Annotated in this window: 23 protein-coding genes; 1 reads left to right on the top strand and 22 read right to left on the bottom strand. The window is 42.4% G+C overall.

Features of this window, described 5'->3' with window-relative positions; all coding sequences use genetic code 11:
* Window positions 1-120 precede the first annotated feature (120 nt).
* The 6 genes from PGH26_RS06225 to ccpN form a co-directional block, all read right to left on the bottom strand.
* Entirely contained in the window at window positions 121-1263 is a 1143-nt protein-coding gene (locus PGH26_RS06225; RefSeq protein ID WP_323693130.1) for an acyl-CoA dehydrogenase family protein, read from the bottom strand.
* Window positions 1264-1347: 84 nt separating this feature from the next.
* Entirely contained in the window at window positions 1348-1905 is a 558-nt protein-coding gene (locus PGH26_RS06220; RefSeq protein WP_323693129.1) for a hypothetical protein, read from the bottom strand.
* A 61-nt stretch (window positions 1906-1966) separates the two neighbouring features.
* A complete protein-coding gene (gene rpoD, locus PGH26_RS06215) occupies window positions 1967-3085 on the bottom strand; it encodes an RNA polymerase sigma factor RpoD (RefSeq protein ID WP_323693128.1) in 1119 nt (372 codons plus the stop codon).
* A 33-nt stretch (window positions 3086-3118) separates the two neighbouring features.
* Window positions 3119-4930 carry a DNA primase gene (gene dnaG, locus PGH26_RS06210; protein WP_323693127.1) on the bottom strand — a complete coding sequence of 604 codons (1812 nt, stop codon included), beginning with the start codon at window positions 4928-4930 and terminating at the stop codon, window positions 3119-3121.
* 164 nt (window positions 4931-5094) lie between these two features.
* Window positions 5095-5937, bottom strand: a complete 843-nt coding sequence (locus PGH26_RS06205) for a pyruvate, water dikinase regulatory protein (protein ID WP_323693126.1) — start codon at window positions 5935-5937, stop codon at window positions 5095-5097.
* Between the two features lie 10 nt (window positions 5938-5947).
* Entirely contained in the window at window positions 5948-6586 is a 639-nt protein-coding gene (gene ccpN / locus PGH26_RS06200; protein ID WP_323693125.1) for a transcriptional regulator CcpN, read from the bottom strand.
* Between the two features lie 315 nt (window positions 6587-6901).
* Between ccpN and PGH26_RS06195 the strand changes: the two genes are divergently transcribed.
* On the top strand, window positions 6902-8281 hold the full coding sequence (locus PGH26_RS06195) for a glycine--tRNA ligase (protein ID WP_323693124.1): 1380 nt from the start codon (window positions 6902-6904) through the stop codon (window positions 8279-8281).
* Window positions 8282-8302: 21 nt separating this feature from the next.
* Here PGH26_RS06195 and recO read toward each other — a convergent pair whose 3' ends face one another.
* The 16 genes from recO to PGH26_RS06115 all read right to left on the bottom strand — a co-directional run bounded on the left by recO (window position 8303) and on the right by PGH26_RS06115 (window position 22132).
* Window positions 8303-9088 carry a DNA repair protein RecO gene (recO, locus tag PGH26_RS06190; protein ID WP_323693123.1) on the bottom strand — a complete coding sequence of 262 codons (786 nt, stop codon included), beginning with the start codon at window positions 9086-9088 and terminating at the stop codon, window positions 8303-8305.
* 30 nt (window positions 9089-9118) lie between these two features.
* The gene (gene era, locus PGH26_RS06185) at window positions 9119-10027 is read right to left on the bottom strand and encodes a GTPase Era (RefSeq protein WP_323693122.1); all 909 of its coding nucleotides are present in this window, start codon (window positions 10025-10027) and stop codon (window positions 9119-9121) included.
* Window positions 10014-10421: a cytidine deaminase gene (locus tag PGH26_RS06180; RefSeq protein ID WP_323693121.1), complete on the bottom strand. Its 408-nt coding sequence runs from the start codon at window positions 10419-10421 to the stop codon at window positions 10014-10016. Before PGH26_RS06180 ends, era begins: the two co-directional genes overlap by 14 nt.
* Before the next feature lie 18 nt (window positions 10422-10439).
* Entirely contained in the window at window positions 10440-10754 is a 315-nt protein-coding gene (locus PGH26_RS06175) for a diacylglycerol kinase family protein (RefSeq protein WP_323693476.1), read from the bottom strand.
* Window positions 10755-10794: 40 nt separating this feature from the next.
* Window positions 10795-11265, bottom strand: coding sequence for an rRNA maturation RNase YbeY (gene ybeY / locus PGH26_RS06170; RefSeq protein WP_323693120.1), 471 nt, complete (start codon window positions 11263-11265; stop codon window positions 10795-10797).
* 20 nt (window positions 11266-11285) lie between these two features.
* On the bottom strand, window positions 11286-13403 hold the full coding sequence (locus PGH26_RS06165) for an HD family phosphohydrolase (protein ID WP_323693119.1): 2118 nt from the start codon (window positions 13401-13403) through the stop codon (window positions 11286-11288).
* 53 nt (window positions 13404-13456) lie between these two features.
* Window positions 13457-14413 (bottom strand): PhoH family protein, encoded by a 957-nt coding sequence (locus tag PGH26_RS06160; protein WP_323693118.1) that lies wholly within the window; start codon window positions 14411-14413, stop codon window positions 13457-13459.
* Window positions 14414-15508, bottom strand: coding sequence for a sporulation protein YqfD (locus tag PGH26_RS06155; protein ID WP_323693117.1), 1095 nt, complete (start codon window positions 15506-15508; stop codon window positions 14414-14416). It abuts the gene before it with no gap.
* Window positions 15498-15755: a hypothetical protein gene (locus PGH26_RS06150; protein WP_323693116.1), complete on the bottom strand. Its 258-nt coding sequence runs from the start codon at window positions 15753-15755 to the stop codon at window positions 15498-15500. Before PGH26_RS06150 ends, PGH26_RS06155 begins: the two co-directional genes overlap by 11 nt.
* A 57-nt stretch (window positions 15756-15812) precedes the next feature.
* A complete protein-coding gene (locus PGH26_RS06145; RefSeq protein ID WP_323693115.1) occupies window positions 15813-16343 on the bottom strand; it encodes a hypothetical protein in 531 nt (176 codons plus the stop codon).
* Between the two features lie 36 nt (window positions 16344-16379).
* Complete coding sequence (floA, locus tag PGH26_RS06140) at window positions 16380-17381, bottom strand: flotillin-like protein FloA (RefSeq protein WP_431312538.1); 1002 nt, start codon at window positions 17379-17381, stop codon at window positions 16380-16382.
* A complete protein-coding gene (locus PGH26_RS06135) occupies window positions 17381-18721 on the bottom strand; it encodes an NfeD family protein (RefSeq protein ID WP_323693113.1) in 1341 nt (446 codons plus the stop codon). The genes floA and PGH26_RS06135 overlap by 1 nt, the downstream gene beginning before the upstream one ends.
* Window positions 18722-18984: 263 nt before the next feature.
* Window positions 18985-19158 carry a 30S ribosomal protein S21 gene (gene rpsU / locus PGH26_RS06130; protein ID WP_025784794.1) on the bottom strand — a complete coding sequence of 58 codons (174 nt, stop codon included), beginning with the start codon at window positions 19156-19158 and terminating at the stop codon, window positions 18985-18987.
* A 100-nt stretch (window positions 19159-19258) separates the two neighbouring features.
* A complete protein-coding gene (deoC, locus tag PGH26_RS06125) occupies window positions 19259-19927 on the bottom strand; it encodes a deoxyribose-phosphate aldolase (RefSeq protein WP_323693112.1) in 669 nt (222 codons plus the stop codon).
* 98 nt (window positions 19928-20025) lie between these two features.
* Window positions 20026-21375: a tRNA (N(6)-L-threonylcarbamoyladenosine(37)-C(2))-methylthiotransferase MtaB gene (gene mtaB, locus PGH26_RS06120; protein ID WP_323693111.1), complete on the bottom strand. Its 1350-nt coding sequence runs from the start codon at window positions 21373-21375 to the stop codon at window positions 20026-20028.
* 16 nt (window positions 21376-21391) lie between these two features.
* A complete protein-coding gene (locus PGH26_RS06115; RefSeq protein WP_323693110.1) occupies window positions 21392-22132 on the bottom strand; it encodes a 16S rRNA (uracil(1498)-N(3))-methyltransferase in 741 nt (246 codons plus the stop codon).
* Window position 22133 lies beyond the last annotated feature (1 nt).

Below are 22133 nucleotides of genomic sequence, written 5' to 3'. Positions count from 1 at the left end.
CTATTCTGTAGTATATAGTGCACATATCTTATTGTACTGTATTCTGGCTAAAACCGAAAGACTTATCAATAGACTTTTCTCTTTTGTGACAATTTGGACATACTTTGTGAACTTATTTCGTCAGCATCCGATTTGACGGGCAATCACCATATGCTGAACCTCTGAAGTTCCTTCGCCAATTTCCAATAGCTTTGCATCACGCATGTATCTCTCAACTTCATATTCACGCATATACCCATACCCGCCATGAATTTGAATCGCTTCATCCGCTACTTCCATAGCCATCTCAGATGCATATAGCTTACACATGGCAGCTTCCTTAGTAAATGGTTTCCCTTCATCTTTCAACCAAGCCGCTTTGTAGACCATATTTCTTGCAAGTTCAATTTTCAGCGCCATATCCGCAAGTTTAAATTGTGTCACCTGAAACTCAGATAATGACTTTCCAAACTGCTTTCGTTCTTTAGCGTATTGCATAGCACGATCATAGGCCGCCTGAGCAATCCCTACAGCCATTGCCGCAATTCCGATCCGTCCTCCATCCAATGTCACTAAGAACTGACGGAATCCATTCCCTTTTTTACCAAGAAGATTCTCTTCAGGTACTTGTACATTCTCCATGACGAGTTCTGTTGTATTGGATGCGTGCAATCCCATTTTTTCATAGTTATCAATTACTTTGAATCCCTCTGCATCTGTAGGGACAATGATCGCACTAATCTCTTTTCCGCCATTTTCTGTCTGACCTGTAATAGCGGTCAGCGCTAGATTTTTAGCGTAACTCGCATTCGTTATATATACTTTTGATCCATTGATTGTATAGTTTCCATCTTTAAGCTTAGCAGTAGTTTGCGTGCCCCCTGCATCCGATCCGGCATTCGGTTCAGTCAGACCAAAAGCTCCAAAGGAAGTACCTTCACATATCGGGCGCAAATATTTCTGCTTTTGTTCCTCTGTTCCAAATAAGCTGAGCGGCGCTCCCCCAAGCGATATGTGCGCAGAATAAGTAATTCCGGTTGACGCACAAGCACGGCTCAATTCTTCTGTAACAATCGCGAAACTAATCGTATCTGCACCGGCTCCTCCATACTCTTCTGAAAATGGAAGCCCCATCATTCCCATTTCAGAAAGCTGTTTGAAAATCTCGACAGGGAATTCATTCGTACGATCCCGCTCAATCGCTCCTGGTGCAACAACTTCGTTTGCAAACTCTCGAATTGTCCGTTGAATCATTTGCTGTTCTGATGTTAAATTGAAATCCATTATGACATCCCCTTTTCTGTGAACGCTTACATAATTCATTATACAGAATTAGCGGATAGTTTAACAGAAAAAAAGGACTTTTACTCAATAGGAAATGAGTAAAAATCCAATAACCATCAGTAAGCCTGCGGCACCTGAAATCGTAAAATACAGAAGCTTTAACAATCGTCCAGCGAAAAGCCATAAAATACTATTCAACATTAGAATTCCCAACAACAACATCGTTTCACCTTCAAAGAAAGCAAACCATACTTTGAGAGAAATACCGAGCAGCATAAAAGCGGAAATAATATATGTAAAAGGAATCAGGGCAGAACGAAATGGTTTACTCATTAGTAATCTTACTAGTAAACCAAGGACAAAAATGGAAGCTGCCGAAATCATAATGATAGGATAATTGCCGATTGTAAACATCAAAGCGGAAAGACCTGCAGCTAAGATTGCCAATAAAATCATTTTTTTGGTGATAGAGGACCTTTCTTTTTCCAAAATACCTCTTTCATTCTTTATGCTTGTTGCAGCTTCAGTTTCCCCTTGAGCATATAACGTAATTAAAAAGTCACAATAATGCTCTGGCAGCAGACGATTCTTTTTCCAATAATGTATTTCTGAAATAATGATTCGTTTACGCTGTACATTCATAAACGCTCTCTCCTTCTACTGAAAAAAGACACCGGCAAGGAATTTGCCCGGTGCCAGTTTCTTATTCTAAAAAGTCTTTCAGACGCTTGCTGCGAGAAGGATGCCGCAATTTACGAAGTGCCTTCGCCTCGATTTGTCGAATCCGCTCACGTGTGACTCCGAAAACTTTTCCGACTTCTTCCAAAGTTCTCGTACGTCCATCGTCTAATCCGAATCGCAGTCGAAGAACATTTTCCTCGCGATCTGTAAGTGTATCTAACACATCTTCCAGCTGCTCTTTTAATAATTCATAAGCTGCGTGATCTGACGGAGATTGCGCTTCCGAGTCTTCAATGAAATCACCTAAATGAGAATCATCTTCTTCACCAATAGGTGTTTCGAGTGACACTGGTTCTTGGGCAATCTTTAGAATTTCACGGACCTTTTCAGGTGTCAGTTCCATCTCTTCCCCGATTTCCTCTGGTGAAGGTTCTCGTCCAAGATCCTGCAGCAATTGGCGCTGGACACGGATGAGTTTGTTAATCGTCTCCACCATATGCACTGGTATACGGATAGTTCTTGCTTGGTCTGCGATTGCACGGGTAATCGCCTGACGAATCCACCACGTTGCATACGTACTGAATTTAAATCCTTTTGTATGGTCAAACTTTTCAACAGCTTTAATAAGACCCATATTTCCTTCTTGGATTAAGTCCAAAAACAGCATGCCTCTGCCGACGTATCGTTTTGCAATACTTACTACAAGACGCAGGTTTGCTTCAGCTAAACGTTTCTTAGCTTCCTCTTCGCCTGCGATAATTCGCTTCGCAAGGGCTACTTCTTCTTTACCGGTAAGCAAATCAACTCGACCGATTTCTTTTAAGTACATGCGGACGGGGTCATTAATTTTAACTCCCGGTGGAACACTCAGGTCATTTAGATCGAATCGTTCTTCATCTGCAGCAGGTTTGCCTGGCGCTTCCTCAGAACTTTCTTCCTTACCTTCCATTTCAATACCAGCTGCCTCGATTTGATCGAGGAACTCTTCAAACTGGTCGGGCTCCATTTCAAAAGCAGCCAATTTTTCAGTGACTTCCTCAATTGTCAACTCGCCACTCTTCTTACCGGTTTCCAGTAAAGCAGCTTTGACTTCCTCCAACGTTGTCTCTGTTTCTCCAGTTAGTTCCTCTTTTTTAGCCATAATAACCTGTTCCTCCTTAGTACGCCGGTCGGCTTACATTGCCGATAATGATTTCCGGAGCTGTATGATCTCTCTCGCCAGCTGAAGTGCTGCGGGTAGATCGTTCATTTTTTCTGCATCTTTTGATTCATGCATTTTTTGAGTAATCTGTTGTTGAATTCTGTGTTTCTTTAAATGCACTACACAATCTTCCACTTCTTGCTCCGCGTGTTCGGGATCCCTTTCCATTACAGCAGCCTCCAGCACAATCCTTCTCAACCCGCGATCTTCAATAGTTTCTGCGAATCGATGAAAATCTGGAGCACCATATTGTTCATAGAATCCTGCTAATCGGATATATATTGTAGTATAGTCATCATGAACAAACAGTTCTTCATGGTGATTTTGAATTGTGTCAAATAAGGAACCATCGTTTAACATGTGACTTAGCAGTAAACGCTCAGCACGTCCGGTCGCAGAAATGCTTTGCTTCCTCTGCTGTATAATTGGCACAGACGGCTCGGAGAAGTTGTCAGACTGTGTTTTCCTGACTGCTTTTCCTGCAGCCTTTGCATACTGCTGTTCAAGTGCATCAACGGATACGTTTGTATCCATCGATAACTGTCTTAACATCATGTCTTTTTCGACCGGGGTTAAACCCCCGGAAAGTTCTTCCATCACTTCATGAATATATTGGAGTACATCATTTTCATGTGACAGGTTTTTAGATTTTTTTGCATATGCCAAAATAAAAGACATATACGTATGAGGACGATTTATTATTTTTTCTTGAAATGCTTCAATTCCATTTTCAGAAATGTAGTCATCAGGATCCATTTTATTAGGCAGCACTGCAATTTTAAGTGAAAATCCTTTTTGCATGACCAGTTCTGCAAATCGTTTTGAAGCTTCCCATCCTGCGTTGTCCCCATCACAGCAAATAATCAGGTCGTTCGTGATTCGCTTCAACTTGATAAGCTGAGTATCTGATAACGCCGTCCCCATGACCGCTACAGTATTTTCCAGCCCGTGACGATCTGCAGTCAGCGTATCCATAAATCCTTCGAATACTATTACATTACCCTTTTTTCGAACATTAAGACGTGCGCGGTGAAAATTATACAACAATCGTCCTTTTTCGAAAATCGGGGTTTCTGGACTATTTAGATACTTAGCTTCTTTATCGGACTTCTCAAGCACTCTGCCGGAGAACCCAACTATTGTACCATGATCGTCATAAAGTGGAAACATGACTCGTCCGCGAAAACGATCAAAAAAACCAGTTCCGTTATCTCGCTGGATAACAAGCCCCGCTTGTTCCATCTCATTCATGTCAAAACCTTGGCGCTGTAAAAGCGAAGATAACGCTTCCCAGTCATCCAATGCCCACCCTATATTATACTTTTCGATGTTTTCCCTTGTAAATCCTCTTTGTTCAAGATATTGATATGCTTTTTCACCTTCTACCGTATTTAACAGAAGGTGATTATAGAAGTTTGCCGCGAATTCATGGGCTTCATACATCTGTTTATGAGCTACTTCTTTTTCTGACTGGCTTCCCATCTCAACAGATGCGTCAATTGGAATGTCTAGCCTCTCTGCGAGGTGAACAACGGCTTCTGTAAATGGACGGTTATCAATGTCCATTACAAAAGTGATGGCATTCCCGCTGGCCCCGCAGCCAAAACAGTGAAAGAGCTGTTTTTCTTCAGATACTGAAAAAGATGGTGTGCTTTCTCCATGAAACGGGCAAAGACCAAACCAGTTCTTCCCTCTTTTTGTAAGACGGACATGTTCACCGATTAGATCGACTATATCTGTTTTTGTTCGAATCTCTTCGATCGTCTGTTCAGGTATTTTTGACATGCTATCACCATCTTCACTGTCTATAGATTCGATGTATCCTTTGAAAATCCTTCTTATTCGACAATTTTTTTATTTTTCTCCGAAACTGCTATTTTACAGGAAAGCTTCTGGTAATACTAGCTAAATCGATTAAGTAACTATTAAACGAAAAAAGAGGGACCGCCTTATCGCTGGAGGTCCTTCCGAATTCGCTCGAATTTTCTACTATTCATTTTTGAAATAATGACATTCGCTGTCTCTTCTACTGCTCGGTTTGAAACATCAATGACTGTACAGCCGATTTTATTTACTACTTTGTTAAAATGGATGATTTCTTGCTCAATCCGATCGACTTTTGCATAACTGGCGTCATCTTTCAATCCAAGTGCAATCAACCGTTCTTTACGAATTGAGTTCAAAATTTCTGGAGATATAACTAAACCAAAACATTTATCGGGATCGATTTCATAGAGTTCAGCAGGCGGTTCAACTTCTGGAACTAAAGGGACATTTGCAACTTTAAACCGCTGGAGAGCCAAGTACTGGGAAAGTGGAGTTTTAGAAGTTCTTGAAATACCCACAAGCACAATATCAGCATTCAATACACCGCGCGGATCGCGTCCGTCATCATATTTTACGGCAAATTCAATCGCTTCAATCTTTCGGAAGTAGTCCTCATCCAACTGCCGAACAAGCCCTGGTTCTTCAGTCGGCCTCTCATCGAGTACATGTTCAATAGAGTGCATTATAGGACCTAAAAGATCGATACACTGGACATCACGCCGTCCACAGTATGCAATGAGAGCATCCCGCATATCGCTTCGAACAAGTGTATAGACGATAACTGCCTGCTGTTGTTCCGCCAGCCATGCAATTTCTTCTAATTGACTTTTTTCTTCGATATGAGAAAACCGTTTCATGGATACTGTATCTAAGTCTTGACGGAATTGACTGGCCGCCGCTTTCGCTACTAGTTCTGCAGTTTCACCGACAGAATCTGAAACAATAAAAAACTTGAGTTTTTTCATAGGACTCACCTCATAGCTCATGATCTTGTGCCAGTGTTAAAAATGCTGCTGTAATATTTGTTTTCGTAATTCTTCCTACTACTTCTAATCCTTCTGTCGCTGTTCCAATAACAGGCAATGAATCAATTTGCTTGTCGATCATCTTCCGAGCAGCAGATAAAAGTGTGTCTTTTTTGTGGCAGTATACGATATTCGGCATTCTAGTCATTATGACGTGCACAGGTATTTTCTCGAGTTCTGTATTGCCAATACTCGTCCTTAATAGATCTTTTCGAGAAAGAACCCCTGTTAAACAGGCTTTCTCGTCTACTACGAATAAGGTACCAACATCTTGTAAAAACATCTGGCATATAGCATCATAGACCGAACTATGTTCAGTTACAACAGCTGGAGTGGATTGAAAGTCCCCCACTTGCATACCAATCATTTCATCTCCCACTGAGTGCACTTGTTTTTTGCCTGAGTAGAAATAGCCGACACGAGGACGAGCATCCAAATAGCCTGCCATGGTAAGAATGGCAAGATCCGGCCGTATGGTAGCTCTGGTTAAATTTAACCGTTCGGCAATGTGTTCTCCCGTTATCGGTCCATCCGCCTTGACGATCTCGAGGATCTCCGTCTGGCGCTTATTGAGTTCCATCTGTGTCACCGTCCTAAGCGTTCAATTAAACATATCTGTCTTCAGTATATAACAAACTCAGTTCTATTGCGAAGAATCGCGAACCATGCTAAACTAAACTCAACATTTGAATAGGCAAAGAAAGGTCTATAAGTATTGTCAGCCATAGCGATCGGGGATAGTGAAAGCCCGTAGATGACAAGAAAAGGCAGCCTGGAGCCATAGTAAGTTTAAAGAGGACTGTTTTTTTGTACAGTCAATCGAGGTGGAACCGCGGGGCATTACGCACCCGTCCTCGGACATTTGTCCGAGGATGGGTGCTTATTTTAATTGGAGGGATTAATTATGTATACAATGGAACAAATAGTGAACGTGTCAAAACAACGGGGATTTGTTTTCCCAGGCTCCGAGATTTATGGCGGTCTTGCGAACACTTGGGATTACGGCCCGCTTGGAATTGAACTTAAGAACAATATTAAACGGGCATGGTGGAAAAAATTCGTACAAGAATCTCCGCATAACGTAGGACTAGATGCAGCCATCTTAATGAATCCAAAAGTATGGGAAGCGTCCGGTCATATCGGGAACTTCAATGATCCAATGATCGACTGTAAGAAATGTAAAACACGTCATCGTGCAGATAAATTAATTGAAGATGCATTAGATGCAAAAGGGATGGAAATTGTCGTTGACGGCATGCCATTTGAAAAGATGAAGGACTTGATCATCGAGCACAATATCGTCTGCCCCTCATGCGGCGCATTGGACTATACGGATATCCGACAGTTCAATCTGATGTTTAAAACCACTCAAGGTGTAACCGATTCTTCTGCGAATGAAATATTCCTGCGCCCTGAAACCGCTCAAGGTATTTTTGTGAATTTCAAAAATGTCCAGCGTTCAATGCGTAAAAAACTGCCATTCGGTATCGCGCAAATCGGTAAAAGTTTCCGTAACGAGATTACTCCGGGGAACTTCACATTCCGTACTCGCGAGTTCGAACAGATGGAGCTCGAATTCTTCTGTAAACCAGGCGAAGACGAAGAATGGTACGCTTTCTGGCGTGATGCTTCTAAGAACTGGCTGCTTGATCTTGGACTGACTGAAGAGAATATGCGTCTTCGCGAGCACAACGAAGACGAACTTTCCCATTACTCAAAAGGGACTGTCGATATCGAGTTCAAATTCCCGTTCGGCTGGGGAGAACTATGGGGAATCGCTAACCGCACAGACTTCGACTTGAAGCGTCATATGGAATATTCCAATGAAGATTTCCATTACCAGGATCCGATTACAAACGAAAAGTTCGTTCCTTATTGTATCGAACCATCTGTTGGTGCAGATCGCGTCACTCTTGCGTTCTTATGTGATGCATTTGACGAAGAAGAGCTAGAAGGGGACGACAAGCGTACAGTCATGCGTTTCCATCCAGCCCTGGCGCCTGTCAAAGCTGCTGTATTGCCATTGTCCAAGAAGTTAGCTGAAGGTGCAGGAGAAGTATACGCAGAGCTTTGCAAACACTTCCCAGTACAGTATGACGACTCACAATCCATCGGTAAACGATACCGCCGCCAAGATGAAATCGGAACGCCATTCTGTATTACGTACGATTTTGATTCTGAAGAGGATCGTCAAGTAACCGTTCGTCACCGGGATTCAATGGAGCAGGTTCGCTTGCCGATTGAAGAACTGAAAGCTTATATCGAAGAACGTATTGCCTTTTAACAAAAAACCGGCAGAATCAGATTACTCATCTGATTCTGCCGGTTTTTCTTTGGGTGGTAGCAGACTGGGAGTCCGATCAAGCTGATCCAGAAAAGACCGTGACTTCAATCGCAATCCTACTTGTTCATCATACACCTGACGGACCAGTTTTTTCATGAATTGCTTTGTCGATTTCTTTAATGTCAGGGAACCTACTTGTGTGATTGGAACTGTTGCAAATGTGCGGATAAGTTTCAATTGCGCTGGTGTAATTCTAACAATATAGGGATCGATATGGAAACATCGATGACACAAGAATCCTATTTCCTTAAATGAAAACGCAAACTCCCCTTCAACCGAACCGCAAGATGCACACTGATGCAGCACAGGGTGGATTCCAGCGACCGGAAGCATCTTCCACTCAACAAACAGCGCAATCGCTTCCGGGTCATAGCCTTCATTAATCGCGTGCAATGCCTCAAATAGCAGATTAAAGATACCGGATGACCGCTGACCATCTTCTGTAAGTCTATCAATTAACTCAACGATGTAACTCGCATACGCAGTGGCTTCCAAATCTTCACGAATGTGCCTCATGGAATCGATGGGTTCACCTTGCTCGAGGGAACCCATCCCTTTTCCGGTTCTCAGTAAAAAGGACCCGTAAACAAACAGTTGAGTAATTGAGGACAGACGACTTGCAGGTTTTTTTGCTCCACGAGCCATTGCGGTCAACTTTCCTGCTTCCTTCGTTAAAATCGTAACAATTTTGTTGGTTTCACCATAGGGCATCGTACGCAGTACAATACCTTCCCATTTGTTCATCATGGCGTTCGCCTCCACTGCTGTGCGGGACGATTAATACTCGTCGTCGCGGAAGCCGAATTCTTTCAGCTGTCCAGGTTTGTTGCGCCAGTCTTTTTGAACTTTCACCCATAATTCAAGGAATACTTTCGAGCCTAACAACATTTCAATATCACGCCGGGCTTTTGTGCCAATTTGCTTTAACAAAGCTCCTTGTTTTCCGATCACAATTCCTTTTTGAGAATCACGATCGACGATGATTGTCGCCATCACATTGACGATATTCTTATCTTCATCTCGAGCGATTTTTTCAATGACAACTGCAACGGAATGAGGCACTTCTTCCCGTGTAAGATGCAGAACCTTTTCTCGGATCAATTCAGAAATAATGAACCGTTCAGGATGGTCCGTCACTTGATCATCCGGATAATACTTAGGACCTGCTGGAAGGTATTTGTTAAGGGTCTCCATCAAACGATCCACATTGTTTCCGTTTAACGCGGACAACGGAATGATTTCAGCAAAATCATACTCGTCCACGTAAGAAGTGATGATGCCAAGCAAATCATCTGGATGCACCAGATCGATTTTGTTGATGACTAAAAATACAGGTGTGTCCGTATTCTTCAACATCTCAATAACAAAGCGATCTCCAGGACCGATTTTCTCGTTAGCATTTACCATAAACATAATGACGTCTACTTCTTTTAGAGTATTCTTTGCGGATTTAACCATAAAGTCGCCTAATTTGTGCTTAGGTTTATGAATTCCCGGTGTATCGATGAATACAATTTGAGACGAATCTCCTGTCACGACACCTTGAACTTTATTGCGTGTGGTTTGCGGTTTATCACTCATAATTGCGATCTTCTGACCGACAACTCGGTTTAAGAATGTTGATTTCCCTACGTTAGGTCTGCCTATAATGGAGACGAAACCTGATTTAAAATCACTTTGCGCCATATTCGAGGTCCTCCTTGCGAAACGCACCAGGTATCAATTCTCCAACAGTTGTTTCCTGTACGTCCCCTTTAAGATTTGTTAAATAGACCGGCATATCTACTGAGCAAAACTCAGAAATCACTTGGCGGCATGCACCGCATGGTGAAATCGGGCCGTCTGTATCCCCTGTCACAGCCAGCGCTTTGAAAGTACGATTGCCATCTGAGATAGCTTTAAAAAACGCGGTGCGCTCAGCACAATTTGTCATGCTGTACGCAGAATTCTCGATGTTGCATCCTTCAAAGACAACTCCTTCTTCTGTCAGTAAAGCAGCTCCTACAGGGAATTTAGAATAAGGTACATATGCATTTTGCATCGCATGGTTTGCATGTTTCATTAATTGTTGTTTATCCAAAAGTTTCACTCCATTCATTTACATCAGCCATTTAGGTAAAAAGATGAGCAATCCAATTATCGCACTGGCGATAGAAAAAACAAGCACAGACCCGGCCGCGAGGTCTTTTGCTTGTTTCGCTAAAGGATGCCTTTCTTGCGTAACTAAGTCTACCACACGCTCAACTGCTGCATTCATTAATTCTAATGCAATCATCAGCGCAATAACAGCGGTAATAATTATCCATTCAAGTTGACTTAACCTTGTCCAACATCCTGCAGCGATTACAATGATCGCAGCCACTATATGAAACTTTACGTTACGTTCTCGAGCAGCCCCATGGACAATTCCCATCCAAGCGTAAGTGAATGCTTTGAAAAATGTTTTCACTTTATTATCTCTCTAGTCCGTACGACTGTAAAATCTCATCTTGTCGGCCGAACATTTTCTTTTCGTCGGTTTCTGTCATATGATCATAACCGAGCAAATGCAAAAAACCATGCAAAGCAAGGAAACCAAGTTCCCTTTCAATACTATGTCCGTATTCTTCAGCTTGGCGTTTTGCGGTTTCTACTGAAATCAGTAAATCTCCCAAATGACGAGGTATATCATCCGCTCCGATGACAGCCGCTTCGCCTTCACCCTCTTCTTCAAGCGCAAATGAAATAACGTCAGTTGCTTGATCTTTTCCACGATAATCCCGGTTAATCTGCTGAATTGCGCTGTCATCTAAAAAAGTGACAGAGAGCTCTGTTCCTGCCTCAAGCCCTTCCGCATCTGCAGCGAAAGATAAAAGCGTTTGAATGAGAGACTCCGCAACTTTCCCGTCTCCATTTATTTCATCGATAAAATCGATTTCTAACATATTTCCCACCTCTGTTCACCTTATTTCGGATATTCAATCCTGCTATGAAAAATACCATTCAGTGTTTCACATATCACTTTTTCTACAATACGTATTTCCTTCATGGACAATTCACATTCATCAAATTGACCATCATTTACTTTATCCTTCACAATCGACTTTACCAGTCCTGATATTTTATCCGGTGTTGGTTCCTTCATAGAACGCACCGCTGCTTCACAACTATCTGCTATTGAAATAACTGCAATCTCTTTAGTTTGCGGCTTAGGTCCGAAATATCTGAAGTCATCTTCGACTGCATCTTCATCTTGTTCTTTTGCTTTATAATAAAAGAACTTCAAAAAACTAGTTCCGTGATGCTGACGAGCGATATCCACGATTTGCTGCGGCATCTTCTTTGCAGCTAGAAGATCCGCACCGTCAGCAGCATGTGCAATAATTATGTCGCGGCTTTCTTCAGGTGTCAGCTGATCATGAGGGTTCACACCATGCTGGTTTTCAATAAAATGCATAGGTCTAACCGTTTTCCCGATATCGTGATAATAACTGCCCACCCTGGCTAATAATCCATTTGCTCCAATCGCCTCACATGCTGCATCGGCTAAATTGGCAACCATTACACTATGGTGATAGGTTCCTGGCGTTTCAGTCAAGACCTTTTTCAAAAGGGGATGGTTTGGATTAGACAACTCAACGAGACGCATATCCGAAACAATTCCGAATATCGATTCAAAGAATGGCAGCAAACCGATTGTCAGCGCTGCTGAAAGAATTGCCGAGCTGATAGCAGCTATTGCATAGAATACTATTTCTGACAGCGTGTACGTTGATTGTGTCATTAGCAGATAAAATGAAACATACAACAAATTTGCGATCGCAACTGCAAAGCTGGTCCTCATTATCGTCAGACGTCTTCCGCTTTCCCCCAAGACAAGCAATGCTGTAACACCGCTCAGAAGGAAATACAATACTACTTCCATTTGCATAACTGACGAAACGCCTTCCTGTAAAATTAGTCCGCTGGCAGCGGAAATCATTACAACCGAAAGAATTGCTAATCGTTCATTCGTAAGAATTTTCACGAGTAAAGGAGCTAAGGCAGCCGGGAAAAGAAATGAAACTTGTACATCGAACTCTTTTTCCAAGACACCAGTAAACTTCATCATCACAATAACTAAAAAGAAAATCGAGTAAAAGATAAGCAGCGATTTTTTCAATGATTGTTTGTCTTCTTTTCTGGACATAAAATGTATATAGACAAGTCCTGATAAGAGAACAATCAAACAAATCAAAGCAAGGATCGGTTTAGCCGATGTCTGGTTTGTCAGTAATCCAGTCACTTCAAGCTGCCGATAAATTTCCTTATCAATCACTTGACCTTCCCGCACGATGACTTGACCTTGAAGTATTCTAGTAGGCTCGATGCTTTCTCTTGCCTGCTTCAAACGTTGTTCTGTCAACTCTTCGTTCACTGTTTCTGTCGGGACAATTAATGGTCGCACGAGCTGGATCATCGTTTGAACTTGTCCATCCGGAATTTTCGAAGAAGTTCTCAGTTTGCGTTCAGCATCATACTGAATGACCGTTACATCTTTTGCTTTTATCGGTTTCGATAGTTCATCGGAAACTATTTTAGTAAGCTCCGTTCTCATATCCAGCAATACGGTTTCATCTTCAGTAAGAAGTCCTGCTAATACAGGTTCACTCAGGTAAAAGTCTGGTTCAGTCTCTTTTAATTCTTTGAGTTTCTTATTCATTTCACGAATTGCAGCTTTTAGCTTAGACGCTGAAATCTCTTCTTCTTCACTTAATGTACTTTTTTTCACTTCAAGAATATAGTCGAACAGCGAGGTTGCTATTGACTGACGATTCGTCGAAATCTCTTCATTGAACTGATAAACAGGAGGCTGCTCTTCTGCAACACGATCACGCTCTTCTTCAGTTTTCACAGTATCCTCAACGGTCTTTAATGAACGGATCGTACTTGGAGCAATTTGAAAAGGTGTTAACTCATAGGTCTCTTGCTTCACATCGTCATAGATAAAGAAAAATAAAAGAACTGCAGACAATCCAATAACTAACCAGGCTGTAACCTGAAATTTTAAGGACTTGATAAGTTGGACCAACGGCTTAAACATCCCTTGAATCCCCTTTCAGTCAAAAGTAAGAAAGTATGTAAGGAGCAGCCCGGTCAGGACTGCTCTTCTTCGTATGCATCGATAATTTTTGCGACTATAGGATGTCGAACTACGTCAGCAGGCTCTAAATATTGGAAGTGGATCTCCCGGACTTTCGATAAAATGGATTCAGCAGCAATGAGTCCGGACTTTGCACCTTTTGGTAAATCAATCTGTGTCTTATCCCCAGTAATTACCATTTTTGATCCGAAACCTAAACGGGTTAAGAACATTTTCATTTGAGCGTGGGTTGTATTTTGAGCTTCATCAAGAATGACAAAGGCATCGTCAAGCGTCCGACCTCTCATGTATGCAAGCGGTGCAATTTCTATCGTTCCGCGTTCAATGAGACGTTCCGTATGCTCAGCACCTAACATATCATGGAGCGCGTCATAGAGCGGACGCAAATACGGATCAACTTTGTCTTTTAAGTCGCCAGGTAAAAACCCTAAGCTTTCGCCGGCTTCAACAGCTGGACGCGTTAAAATAATTCGTTTCGCAGATCCGGTTTTCATCGCATGAACGGCAAGTACAACAGCCAGATACGTTTTCCCTGTTCCTGCCGGCCCGATGCAAAATGTTAAATCATTCTGCCGGATTGCTTGAACATATTCACGTTGTCCGATCGTTTTAGCGCGAATCACTTTGCCTTTACTGTTACGAGCGATTTCTACGTCATATAATTCGGCAAAGTATTCAATAGTACCATTATTCACCATTTCAATTGCAGTTGCAACATCTCGCTGGTTTATTTGAATTCCTTTGCGAATCACTTTTAATAATTGTTCGAGGAGCTGTTTTGCTGCCTCAGTATTTTCTTCCGACCCTTTTAGAGAAATCGTTTCACCTCGTGAAAGTACTGCAACGGATAGATTTTCTTCAATGAGCTGAATGTTCTGGTCGGAAATGCCAAGCAACATGATCGCTTCGTTTGGATCTTCTAGGTGTAGTTGAAGTTGTTGTTCACTCAATCAATCGTCTCCCCCTTGGGATAATGGTCTTTTTACTGCAATGTTTTCGTTTATCAAAAAAAGGATAGTCCCTGTTACTTTATCACTGTCAAACGTCACCTGTAAAATATTTTCATCCTTAATATCCTTTTCAAATGAGGTTTCAGATAATAACTTATGTTTTAGTAATGGGATCAAAAACTTTTTCTCCATTCCTTCTTCTAACGTAATCGTTTTTACTGAATCATCCGCTTCTTCATGCCACTCGACAATCTTCCAAAATGGATAATTGGCTGAATCCTTTTTGTCCCAGGGCAAGTGCCATTCAATCACTAAACTTTTTTCACCTGCAGCACGGTATTGAATTGTTTTCGGCAGCGAGAATTTGTATTCCAGCCAGTAATCTGCAAAGACAGCTCCTTCAGCTCCAACGATTGCCACTTTGTCGCCTTGTTCTAATACGCCTGTCGCCAGCAGATCCCCTTTTTTAACGGTCTGGTTAAGCCGAGCGACCCTCTCGCCGCTTTTCAATTGAAAGCCTGTAATGACGCCCCCAGTGCGCGCTGCCAGTTCACCTGGTTTCCCTGTTTTTTCAACCTTGCTAGTAGTTTTAGGAGAAATCATTGGGATTACCGAAAGAGTTGCGCCCTTTTTTTCAAAGCGTACCCAAGATAAGTCAGGCTCATCAGTCATGATCTGACTGCGAATCGTACCCTCATCTGGCAGCTGACGCAGCAATTTCATCGGGACTACTGCTGACTTTTTCAGCTTTTGTTCAATTCTTTCTGCTATTTCAGGATGTTCTGCATCAACATCCACTTGCCACAGAAACAATGAAGCAAGAAAAGGGATGATGCATAATAGCAAAGCAACCCAGGAATGGAATAATCGATTGAGCGGGGTTCCATCGCCTAAGCGCTCTACATGGACTTTTAATTTAAATCGCCGTCTATTTGATCGAATGTACTTTAAACCGCTTGCGTCTGTGCGGAACCAAGTTGCACCATCTATGTGTTCAAGTCTCGAAACACGTTTCTTATTTCGAATCATGTCATTCACAAGATGGGCTGGTTTTCCTTCACCTTTCAATTCTACGTCAAACTGCTTACGCTTCATACATCTCTCCTTCCATCGTGTCTTTCGTGATCCGAAGTTCATGTAACTCAGTGAAGGAGAGCAGCGCAGACTTTTCCATTAGCATGTCAAAATGAATGTCAGCACCTTTAATATGGATGACATAACCTTCCTTACGTAATTTCGCGTACCCTTCAGAAATAATTACCAGCTCATAGCCACCAAGTACTTTGAGTGAAGTTAAATCTTCCAGTGAAATTAATGATCCCATTTCAAATAGTTTTCTCAACGCATTGACCCCCTATACCATTCTTATGCTCGGTACAGGGGGTCAATGCGTATTGGTTTACTGTTTAGATTTAGGCGGTCCCAGAATTTCTGAAAACACGATCCCTCTAAGTATATCTTGTTTACTTGTTACATCCACATTAAGAGATTCACTTTTAACAAACCGCTGCTGATCTGGGTTATGTGTGGATAATCTCCCTGAAGATCGAGTGCTCGCCTGTCTTTCCGGACGAGCAGGTTTTAAATTTGCAGGTTTCTTCACAGGAACTTCAGGAATTGAAACAGGTTCAATCGGTGCTGTTTGCTGCGTCACCGTTTTCCGCTGGTCTTCTTGAATTTCCTTATAAATTTCACCTGTTAGCTCTTTTAATCTCTTAAAAGGGTCCATCTGTTCAGAGGAAGATGCTTGGCGGGCTTGAGTCTGTTGAGCTCGCTGCGGCATCGGCCTTCTCTCTGTCACAGGCTGCTTTTGAGGCATTTCTGTTTTCTGCGGTGTCCCTTGTTTCTGATTTTGATCTCCGCCCTTATTCTTTTTACCGAATAACGTACTGAGAAGTCCAATTGCAATCAGAATTATAATTTGTTCCATCAGCACATCCCCTTTCCGGGAAGTTGCGGCTATCTATTAGTTCTTAGGTTTTTGGTCCTGATCCCCAGAACCGCTAATTTTCCCGATGGAATCTCTCATACCAGTATCCGCTTGGAGATTCTTATAATTCATATAATCCATTACACCAATGTTGCCTGTACGTAGAGCTTCAGCCATAGCCAGTGGTACTTCTGCTTCCGCTTCCACAACTTTAGAGCGCATCTCTACTACTTTGGCACTCATTTCTTGTTCGCTCGCAACGGCCATAGCACGGCGCTCTTCAGCTTTTGCCTGTGCAATATTTTTATCAGCCTGCGCTTGCTCTGTTTGAAGTTCTGCACCAATGTTCTTACCGATATCAACGTCGGCGATGTCAATGGAGAGGATCTCAAATGCAGTTCCAGAATCCAACCCTTTAGTAAGGACTGTTTGAGATATCAAATCTGGATTCTCTAATACTTTTGCGTGGTCTACTGAAGAACCGATTGTAGATACGATACCTTCACCAACACGCGCAACAATTGTCTCTTCACCAGCACCACCGACAAGACGGTCGATGTTTGCACGTACAGTAATACGCGCTTTCGCTTTTACTTCAATACCGTTCATCGCAACACCTGCGATGAATGGTGTTTCAATAACTTTGGGATTTACAGACATTTGTACAGCTTGTAACACGTCACGGCCTGCAAGGTCAATTGCTGCAGCACGTTCAAATGTCAGTTCGATATTTGCACGCTGAGCTGCAATTAGTGCGTTGACAACACGGTCAACGTTACCTCCAGCAAGGTAATGACTCTCCAGCTGATTAATTGAAACGTCCACTCCTGCTTTGTGTGCTTTAATGAGCGGATTTACAACACGACTTGGAATTACTCTTCTAAGACGCATTCCCACAAGTGTAAAGATGCTGACTCTGACTCCTGCTGATATTGCGGAAATCCACAATGCAACGGGTACAAATGTAAAGAACACAGACAACACGATAATCGCAACGACGGCGATTACTACGATCCCGATAAGACTACCACTGATCATCATTCATTCCCCTCCATTTCTTGAAGTTCCCTGACAACTGTCCTGGATCCTTCAACTTTCACTATCTTAACATGCTTTCCTTTATCAATGTAGTTTCCTTCAGAAACGACATCGATTCGTTCTCCATCCAGCACAATTGCTCCAGCAGGACGTAACGGCGTCAATGTGACTGCTGTTTTACCAAGCCAATCAATACGGTTTACATTAGAAACGTATCCACTTTCCGTATCCGTTGCATCCATAAGAATCATTTTGTTTAACAAATGCAGTTTTTTTCCAAAGAATTTCATAATAACCACCATCCCCGTTATAGCAATCACGATTGCAATGAGCACTGAAAGTGCCATATATGCAGGATTCGCACCTGCCATTATAATACTACCGGTGACAGCAACTGCACCTGCTATTCCTGCGATTCCATGCGGCAGGAATAACTCTGCGACAATTAACCCCGCACCCAGAAGGAACAAGAGAATTGCTTCATAGCCTGCTAAACCGGCTATCAGATGTCCATAGAAAAAGAGTAATAGCGCCGAGATTCCCATTGTGCCCGCGACTCCAAAACCTGGTGAGTACAATTCTACGATTAAACCGAGACCTGCAATTGAAAGCAGGATTGGCACGACAACTGGATTAGTAATGAACCGGGCGATTTGTTCACTGAATGTCGGATCTGTAGATACAGTTGCTGCATCTTTTTTGCCGATTTTCACCAGCAATTCATCATAACTGGCAACTGTACCTTCACTGTATCCTACTTCGGGTAATGCAGCTTCTTCATCTCTTAATGTCAACAGCTCACCCTTACCTGCGCGAAACTCTGGAATGTCCTCCTCTGGATTCGCCATTGCCAACGCATATTTCGGTTTTCTGTTATGCGATTTCGCCGCATTTATCATAGCCGCAGACCATGCGCTTTGCGCTTTCTTCTCCGCCGCATTGCCTGAGCCGTCAATTATTGCGGCTGCACCCATTGTCGATCCTGGCGCCATATAGATTTTGTCTGCATGCAGAGCTAGAAACGCTCCAGCTGATAATGCCCTTTTGTTGATGTATGCGACAATATCCAGTTCGGTTTCATCCATTAACTTCGCGATTTCATCAGCAGCGTCTGTAAAGCCGCCTGGTGTATTGATATCAAGCACAATAACATCTGCACCTGATTCTTCAGCTTCTTTAAAAGAGCGCTTCAAAAAGGCATACAAGCCTTTTTCTACTTCATTATGAATCGGAACTTTGTAAACGGTTCCAGTTTTCGCTAGTGATGGAGTCGAAAACGGAATTGCAATGGCTGATACAATAAGTGTCACTAGCAGAAATCCTCTTATGAGCTTCTGCAAAAATCTCACCTGCTTTCTAAGTTGATTGTCCTTCAAGTATACCTATTATACGAACGAAACACACGTAAGTTTCACTATCCGAAAAGTTTTTCAAAAAACTTGTTTACCTTTAGATAGTTTGTATTTCAGTAACGGGACAGTAGTACACTATTATACAAGACAATTAAAGAACAAAAAAATAAGCCAGAAAATCCATTGGATTTTCCGGCTTACGCGCATTTTACTGGGTTAACGTTGCTTTAAGCAAACAATATAGGAGTTAATCAGAATTTGCGTTTACGAGCAGCTTCAGATTTCTTTTTACGCTTAACACTTGGCTTCTCATAAAACTCATGCTTTCTTACGTCCTGTATCGTACCACTCTTTGATACAGTACGTTTGAAGCGGCGAAGAGCATCTTCAAGTGATTCGTTCTTACGAACAGTTGTTTTAGTCATCTCTTGTCCCTCCCTCCGAACACACTTCGAACATAGCATACTGCTATGTACTTGAAAATTATAACGTATTATTTTCTAACGGTCAATATAAAAGTTGAAATTAATAGTCGGATTTTGACTGAAGACCATTCATGATCGCAACGCCGGAACTTGCACCGATGCGTGTTGCACCCGCTTCTTTCATAGCTGTTAAGTCTTCCAGACTGCGAACTCCGCCTGATGCTTTGACGCCCATCTCAGGTCCAACCGTGCTTCGCATCAATTTCACGTCGTCCACTGTTGCTCCGCCCGTCGAAAATCCTGTAGAAGTTTTCACGAAATCCGCTTTGGCAAGAACAGACAATTCACAGGCAGTGCGCTTTTCCTCGTCCGTCAGCAATGACGTTTCAATAATTACTTTTACGATAGCTTTCCCTGCAGCCGCGTTTACAACCGCTTCAATATCTTCTTGCACTGTTTTGGTATCTCCACTTTTCAGAGCACCGATGTTGAGGACCATATCAATTTCCGAAGCACCTTTCTCAATTGCATTTTTTGTTTCAAATGCTTTCACTTCAGACGTTGTTGCACCAAGAGGGAACCCAATAACTGTGCATGTTTTTACAGAAGTACCCTTAAGTAATTCTGCTGCTGTTTTTACCCAAACCGGGTTCAGACATACTGATGCGAATTCATATTGCTTCGCTTCATTACACAATTCTAAAACCTGCTCTTTCGTTGCATCTGCTTTTAATAACGTGTGATCGATCATTTTTGCGATTGAATTCATAGATATAACCTCCTGGAGGATGTACGTACCTCTTTCATCATATCAGAATCAGGCACAATAGAAAAGAAACCACCAGGCGCAATGCCCGGCAGTTTCCATTAATGGACTAATTCTTGTTCTAGTTCCTCTTCCAGCACACGGACAAATTGCCCTTCGTTGTAAGGATAGCCAGCTTTCAATAATTTCACTCGGACAATTTTACCGACCATTTCTTCATCAGCAGGGAAAACCACTTTCAAGTAATTGTCCGTATATCCTACGTACAAATCACTTTCAGGATCTTCTTTGAATTTTTCTTCAGGAATGACTTCAAGAACGTCCCCTTCAAACTCAGCCGCGTATTGTTTCGCGAGCTGATCATTCAATTCGATTAGACGGTGGACTCTTTCGTTTTTCACGTCTTCATCCACTTGGTCTTCCATTCGCGCTGCAGGTGTCCCTGTACGCTTAGAGTACGGGAAGACATGCAATTCGGAGAATCGATGATCACGAATGAAATTATAAGTTTCCATAAACTCTTCTTCCGTTTCACCTGGGAATCCGACAATCACATCAGAAGTAATCGCAAGATGAGGCAGCGCTTCACGAAGTCGATCTAATCGCTCTGCAAAGAATTCCATCGTATATTTACGTCTCATTCTTTTTAGAACCGTATTAGAACCTGACTGGATCGGAATATGCAAATGGCGCACAATAATGGATGAGTTATTTAGCACTTCAATCACTTCATCCGTCAGTTGACTTGCTTCAATTGAACTAATCCGAAGCCTCTTTAAACCTTTCACTTTCGTTTCGAGGTCAATCAGCAATTTAGCTAGATTGTAGTCTTTCAAATCCTCACCATAGCCGCCTGTATGAATACCCGTTAAAACGATTTCCAAATATCCCGCATCGACTAACTGCTGGGCTTGGCGAACTACTTCTTCCGGATCACGTGATCGCATTAGACCGCGGGCCCAGGGGATGATACAGAAAGTGCAGAAATTGTTGCATCCTTCTTGGATTTTCAAAGATGCACGAGTACGGTCTGTGAATGCGGGTACATCCAGTTCCTCATACACACGATTTTTCATGATGTTCCGGACAGCATTAATCGGCTGCCGTTCTTCACGATACTCTTCGATTAATCCTAGCAATTTCGTACGGTCTTGCGTACCAACAACAATATCGACGCCAGGGATTGCCATAATTTCAGCAGGCGATGTCTGCGCGTAACAACCTGTTACACAAATAACCGCGTCTGGGTTTTGACGAACTGCACGACGGATGACTTGGCGACTTTTTTTGTCACCTGTATTCGTTACGGTACATGTATTGATGACATAAACGTCGGAGTTTTTTTCAAAATCAGTACGTTCATAACCGGCATCTTTAAAAAGCTGCCAGATTGCTTCAGTTTCATAGTGATTCACTTTACAGCCCAATGTATGGAAGGCAACCAATGACATCAGCTGCTCACCTCTTTCATTCGAATTCGTAAGACATAGCGGATAACACGTATAATGGCGCAGTTTCCGTGCGAAGAATACGGGGTCCAAGAGATACAGGTAAGAACCCGGCGTCCGTTAAAGTTTTAGCTTCAGCTCTTGAGAGACCGCCTTCAGGACCAAATAAAACCAGTATCGATTGTCCATGATACACCTTCTCAAGACGGACTGCAATTTTTTTCGAAGCTCCTTCTTTTGCTTCTTCTTCATCTGCAAAAAGACAAACATCGAAGGCCTTTGCTTGTTTCAACATCTCTTTAAAAGTGAGTGGCTCGGTAATTTCCGGAATGACAGTTCGATGAGATTGTTCAGCCGCTTCTTTTGCAATTTTACGAAGCCTTGCTGTTTTTTTATCTCCCTTCTTTTCATCCCACTTTACAATCGAGCGCTCCGCTTGAAAAGGAATGATGCCGGACATACCGAGTTCGGTTCCTTTTTGGGCTATTAGTTCCAGCTTATCCCCTTTAGGTAAACCGCATGCTAAGGTGACTTGAACCGGAAGCTCACTATGGGAAGAAATCGTGCCAGTATCTTGAACAGTTACCCCATTTTCATCCATCCGATGTATCGTTGCAATGTGACCAACACCTTCATACACACAACAAATCTCTTCGCCTTCCCGCATTCTCATTACACGTGTAATATGCTTTTCGTCTTCACCCGTTATCGTTGCACAACCATCTTCAGCAAACGGCATTTCAAGAAAATAGCGCTGCACG

It is taken from the genome of Sporosarcina jeotgali, assembly GCF_033304595.1.
Lineage (GTDB): Bacteria > Bacillota > Bacilli > Bacillales_A > Planococcaceae > Sporosarcina > Sporosarcina jeotgali.
This window is presented reverse-complemented; position numbering and strand designations above follow the sequence as displayed.

What these genes read in the sequence shown, in the direction of transcription:
- PGH26_RS06225 (WP_323693130.1), bottom strand. Translation starts at nt 1,263, where the DNA reads ATGGATTTCAATTTAACATCAGAACAGCAAATGATTCAACGGACAATT.
- PGH26_RS06220 (WP_323693129.1), bottom strand. Translation starts at nt 1,905, where the DNA reads ATGAATGTACAGCGTAAACGAATCATTATTTCAGAAATACATTATTGG.
- rpoD (WP_323693128.1), bottom strand. Translation starts at nt 3,085, where the DNA reads ATGGCTAAAAAAGAGGAACTAACTGGAGAAACAGAGACAACGTTGGAG.
- dnaG (WP_323693127.1), bottom strand. Translation starts at nt 4,930, where the DNA reads ATGTCAAAAATACCTGAACAGACGATCGAAGAGATTCGAACAAAAACA.
- PGH26_RS06205 (WP_323693126.1), bottom strand. Translation starts at nt 5,937, where the DNA reads ATGAAAAAACTCAAGTTTTTTATTGTTTCAGATTCTGTCGGTGAAACT.
- PGH26_RS06195 (WP_323693124.1), top strand. Translation starts at nt 6,902, where the DNA reads ATGTATACAATGGAACAAATAGTGAACGTGTCAAAACAACGGGGATTT.
- recO (WP_323693123.1), bottom strand. Translation starts at nt 9,088, where the DNA reads ATGATGAACAAATGGGAAGGTATTGTACTGCGTACGATGCCCTATGGT.
- era (WP_323693122.1), bottom strand. Translation starts at nt 10,027, where the DNA reads ATGGCGCAAAGTGATTTTAAATCAGGTTTCGTCTCCATTATAGGCAGA.
- PGH26_RS06175 (WP_323693476.1), bottom strand. Translation starts at nt 10,754, where the DNA reads ATGGGAATTGTCCATGGGGCTGCTCGAGAACGTAACGTAAAGTTTCAT.
- ybeY (WP_323693120.1), bottom strand. Translation starts at nt 11,265, where the DNA reads ATGTTAGAAATCGATTTTATCGATGAAATAAATGGAGACGGGAAAGTT.
- PGH26_RS06165 (WP_323693119.1), bottom strand. Translation starts at nt 13,403, where the DNA reads ATGTTTAAGCCGTTGGTCCAACTTATCAAGTCCTTAAAATTTCAGGTT.
- PGH26_RS06155 (WP_323693117.1), bottom strand. Translation starts at nt 15,508, where the DNA reads ATGAAGCGTAAGCAGTTTGACGTAGAATTGAAAGGTGAAGGAAAACCA.
- PGH26_RS06145 (WP_323693115.1), bottom strand. Translation starts at nt 16,343, where the DNA reads ATGGAACAAATTATAATTCTGATTGCAATTGGACTTCTCAGTACGTTA.
- floA (WP_431312538.1), bottom strand. Translation starts at nt 17,381, where the DNA reads ATGATCAGTGGTAGTCTTATCGGGATCGTAGTAATCGCCGTCGTTGCG.
- rpsU (WP_025784794.1), bottom strand. Translation starts at nt 19,158, where the DNA reads ATGACTAAAACAACTGTTCGTAAGAACGAATCACTTGAAGATGCTCTT.
- deoC (WP_323693112.1), bottom strand. Translation starts at nt 19,927, where the DNA reads ATGAATTCAATCGCAAAAATGATCGATCACACGTTATTAAAAGCAGAT.
- mtaB (WP_323693111.1), bottom strand. Translation starts at nt 21,375, where the DNA reads ATGTCATTGGTTGCCTTCCATACATTGGGCTGTAAAGTGAATCACTAT.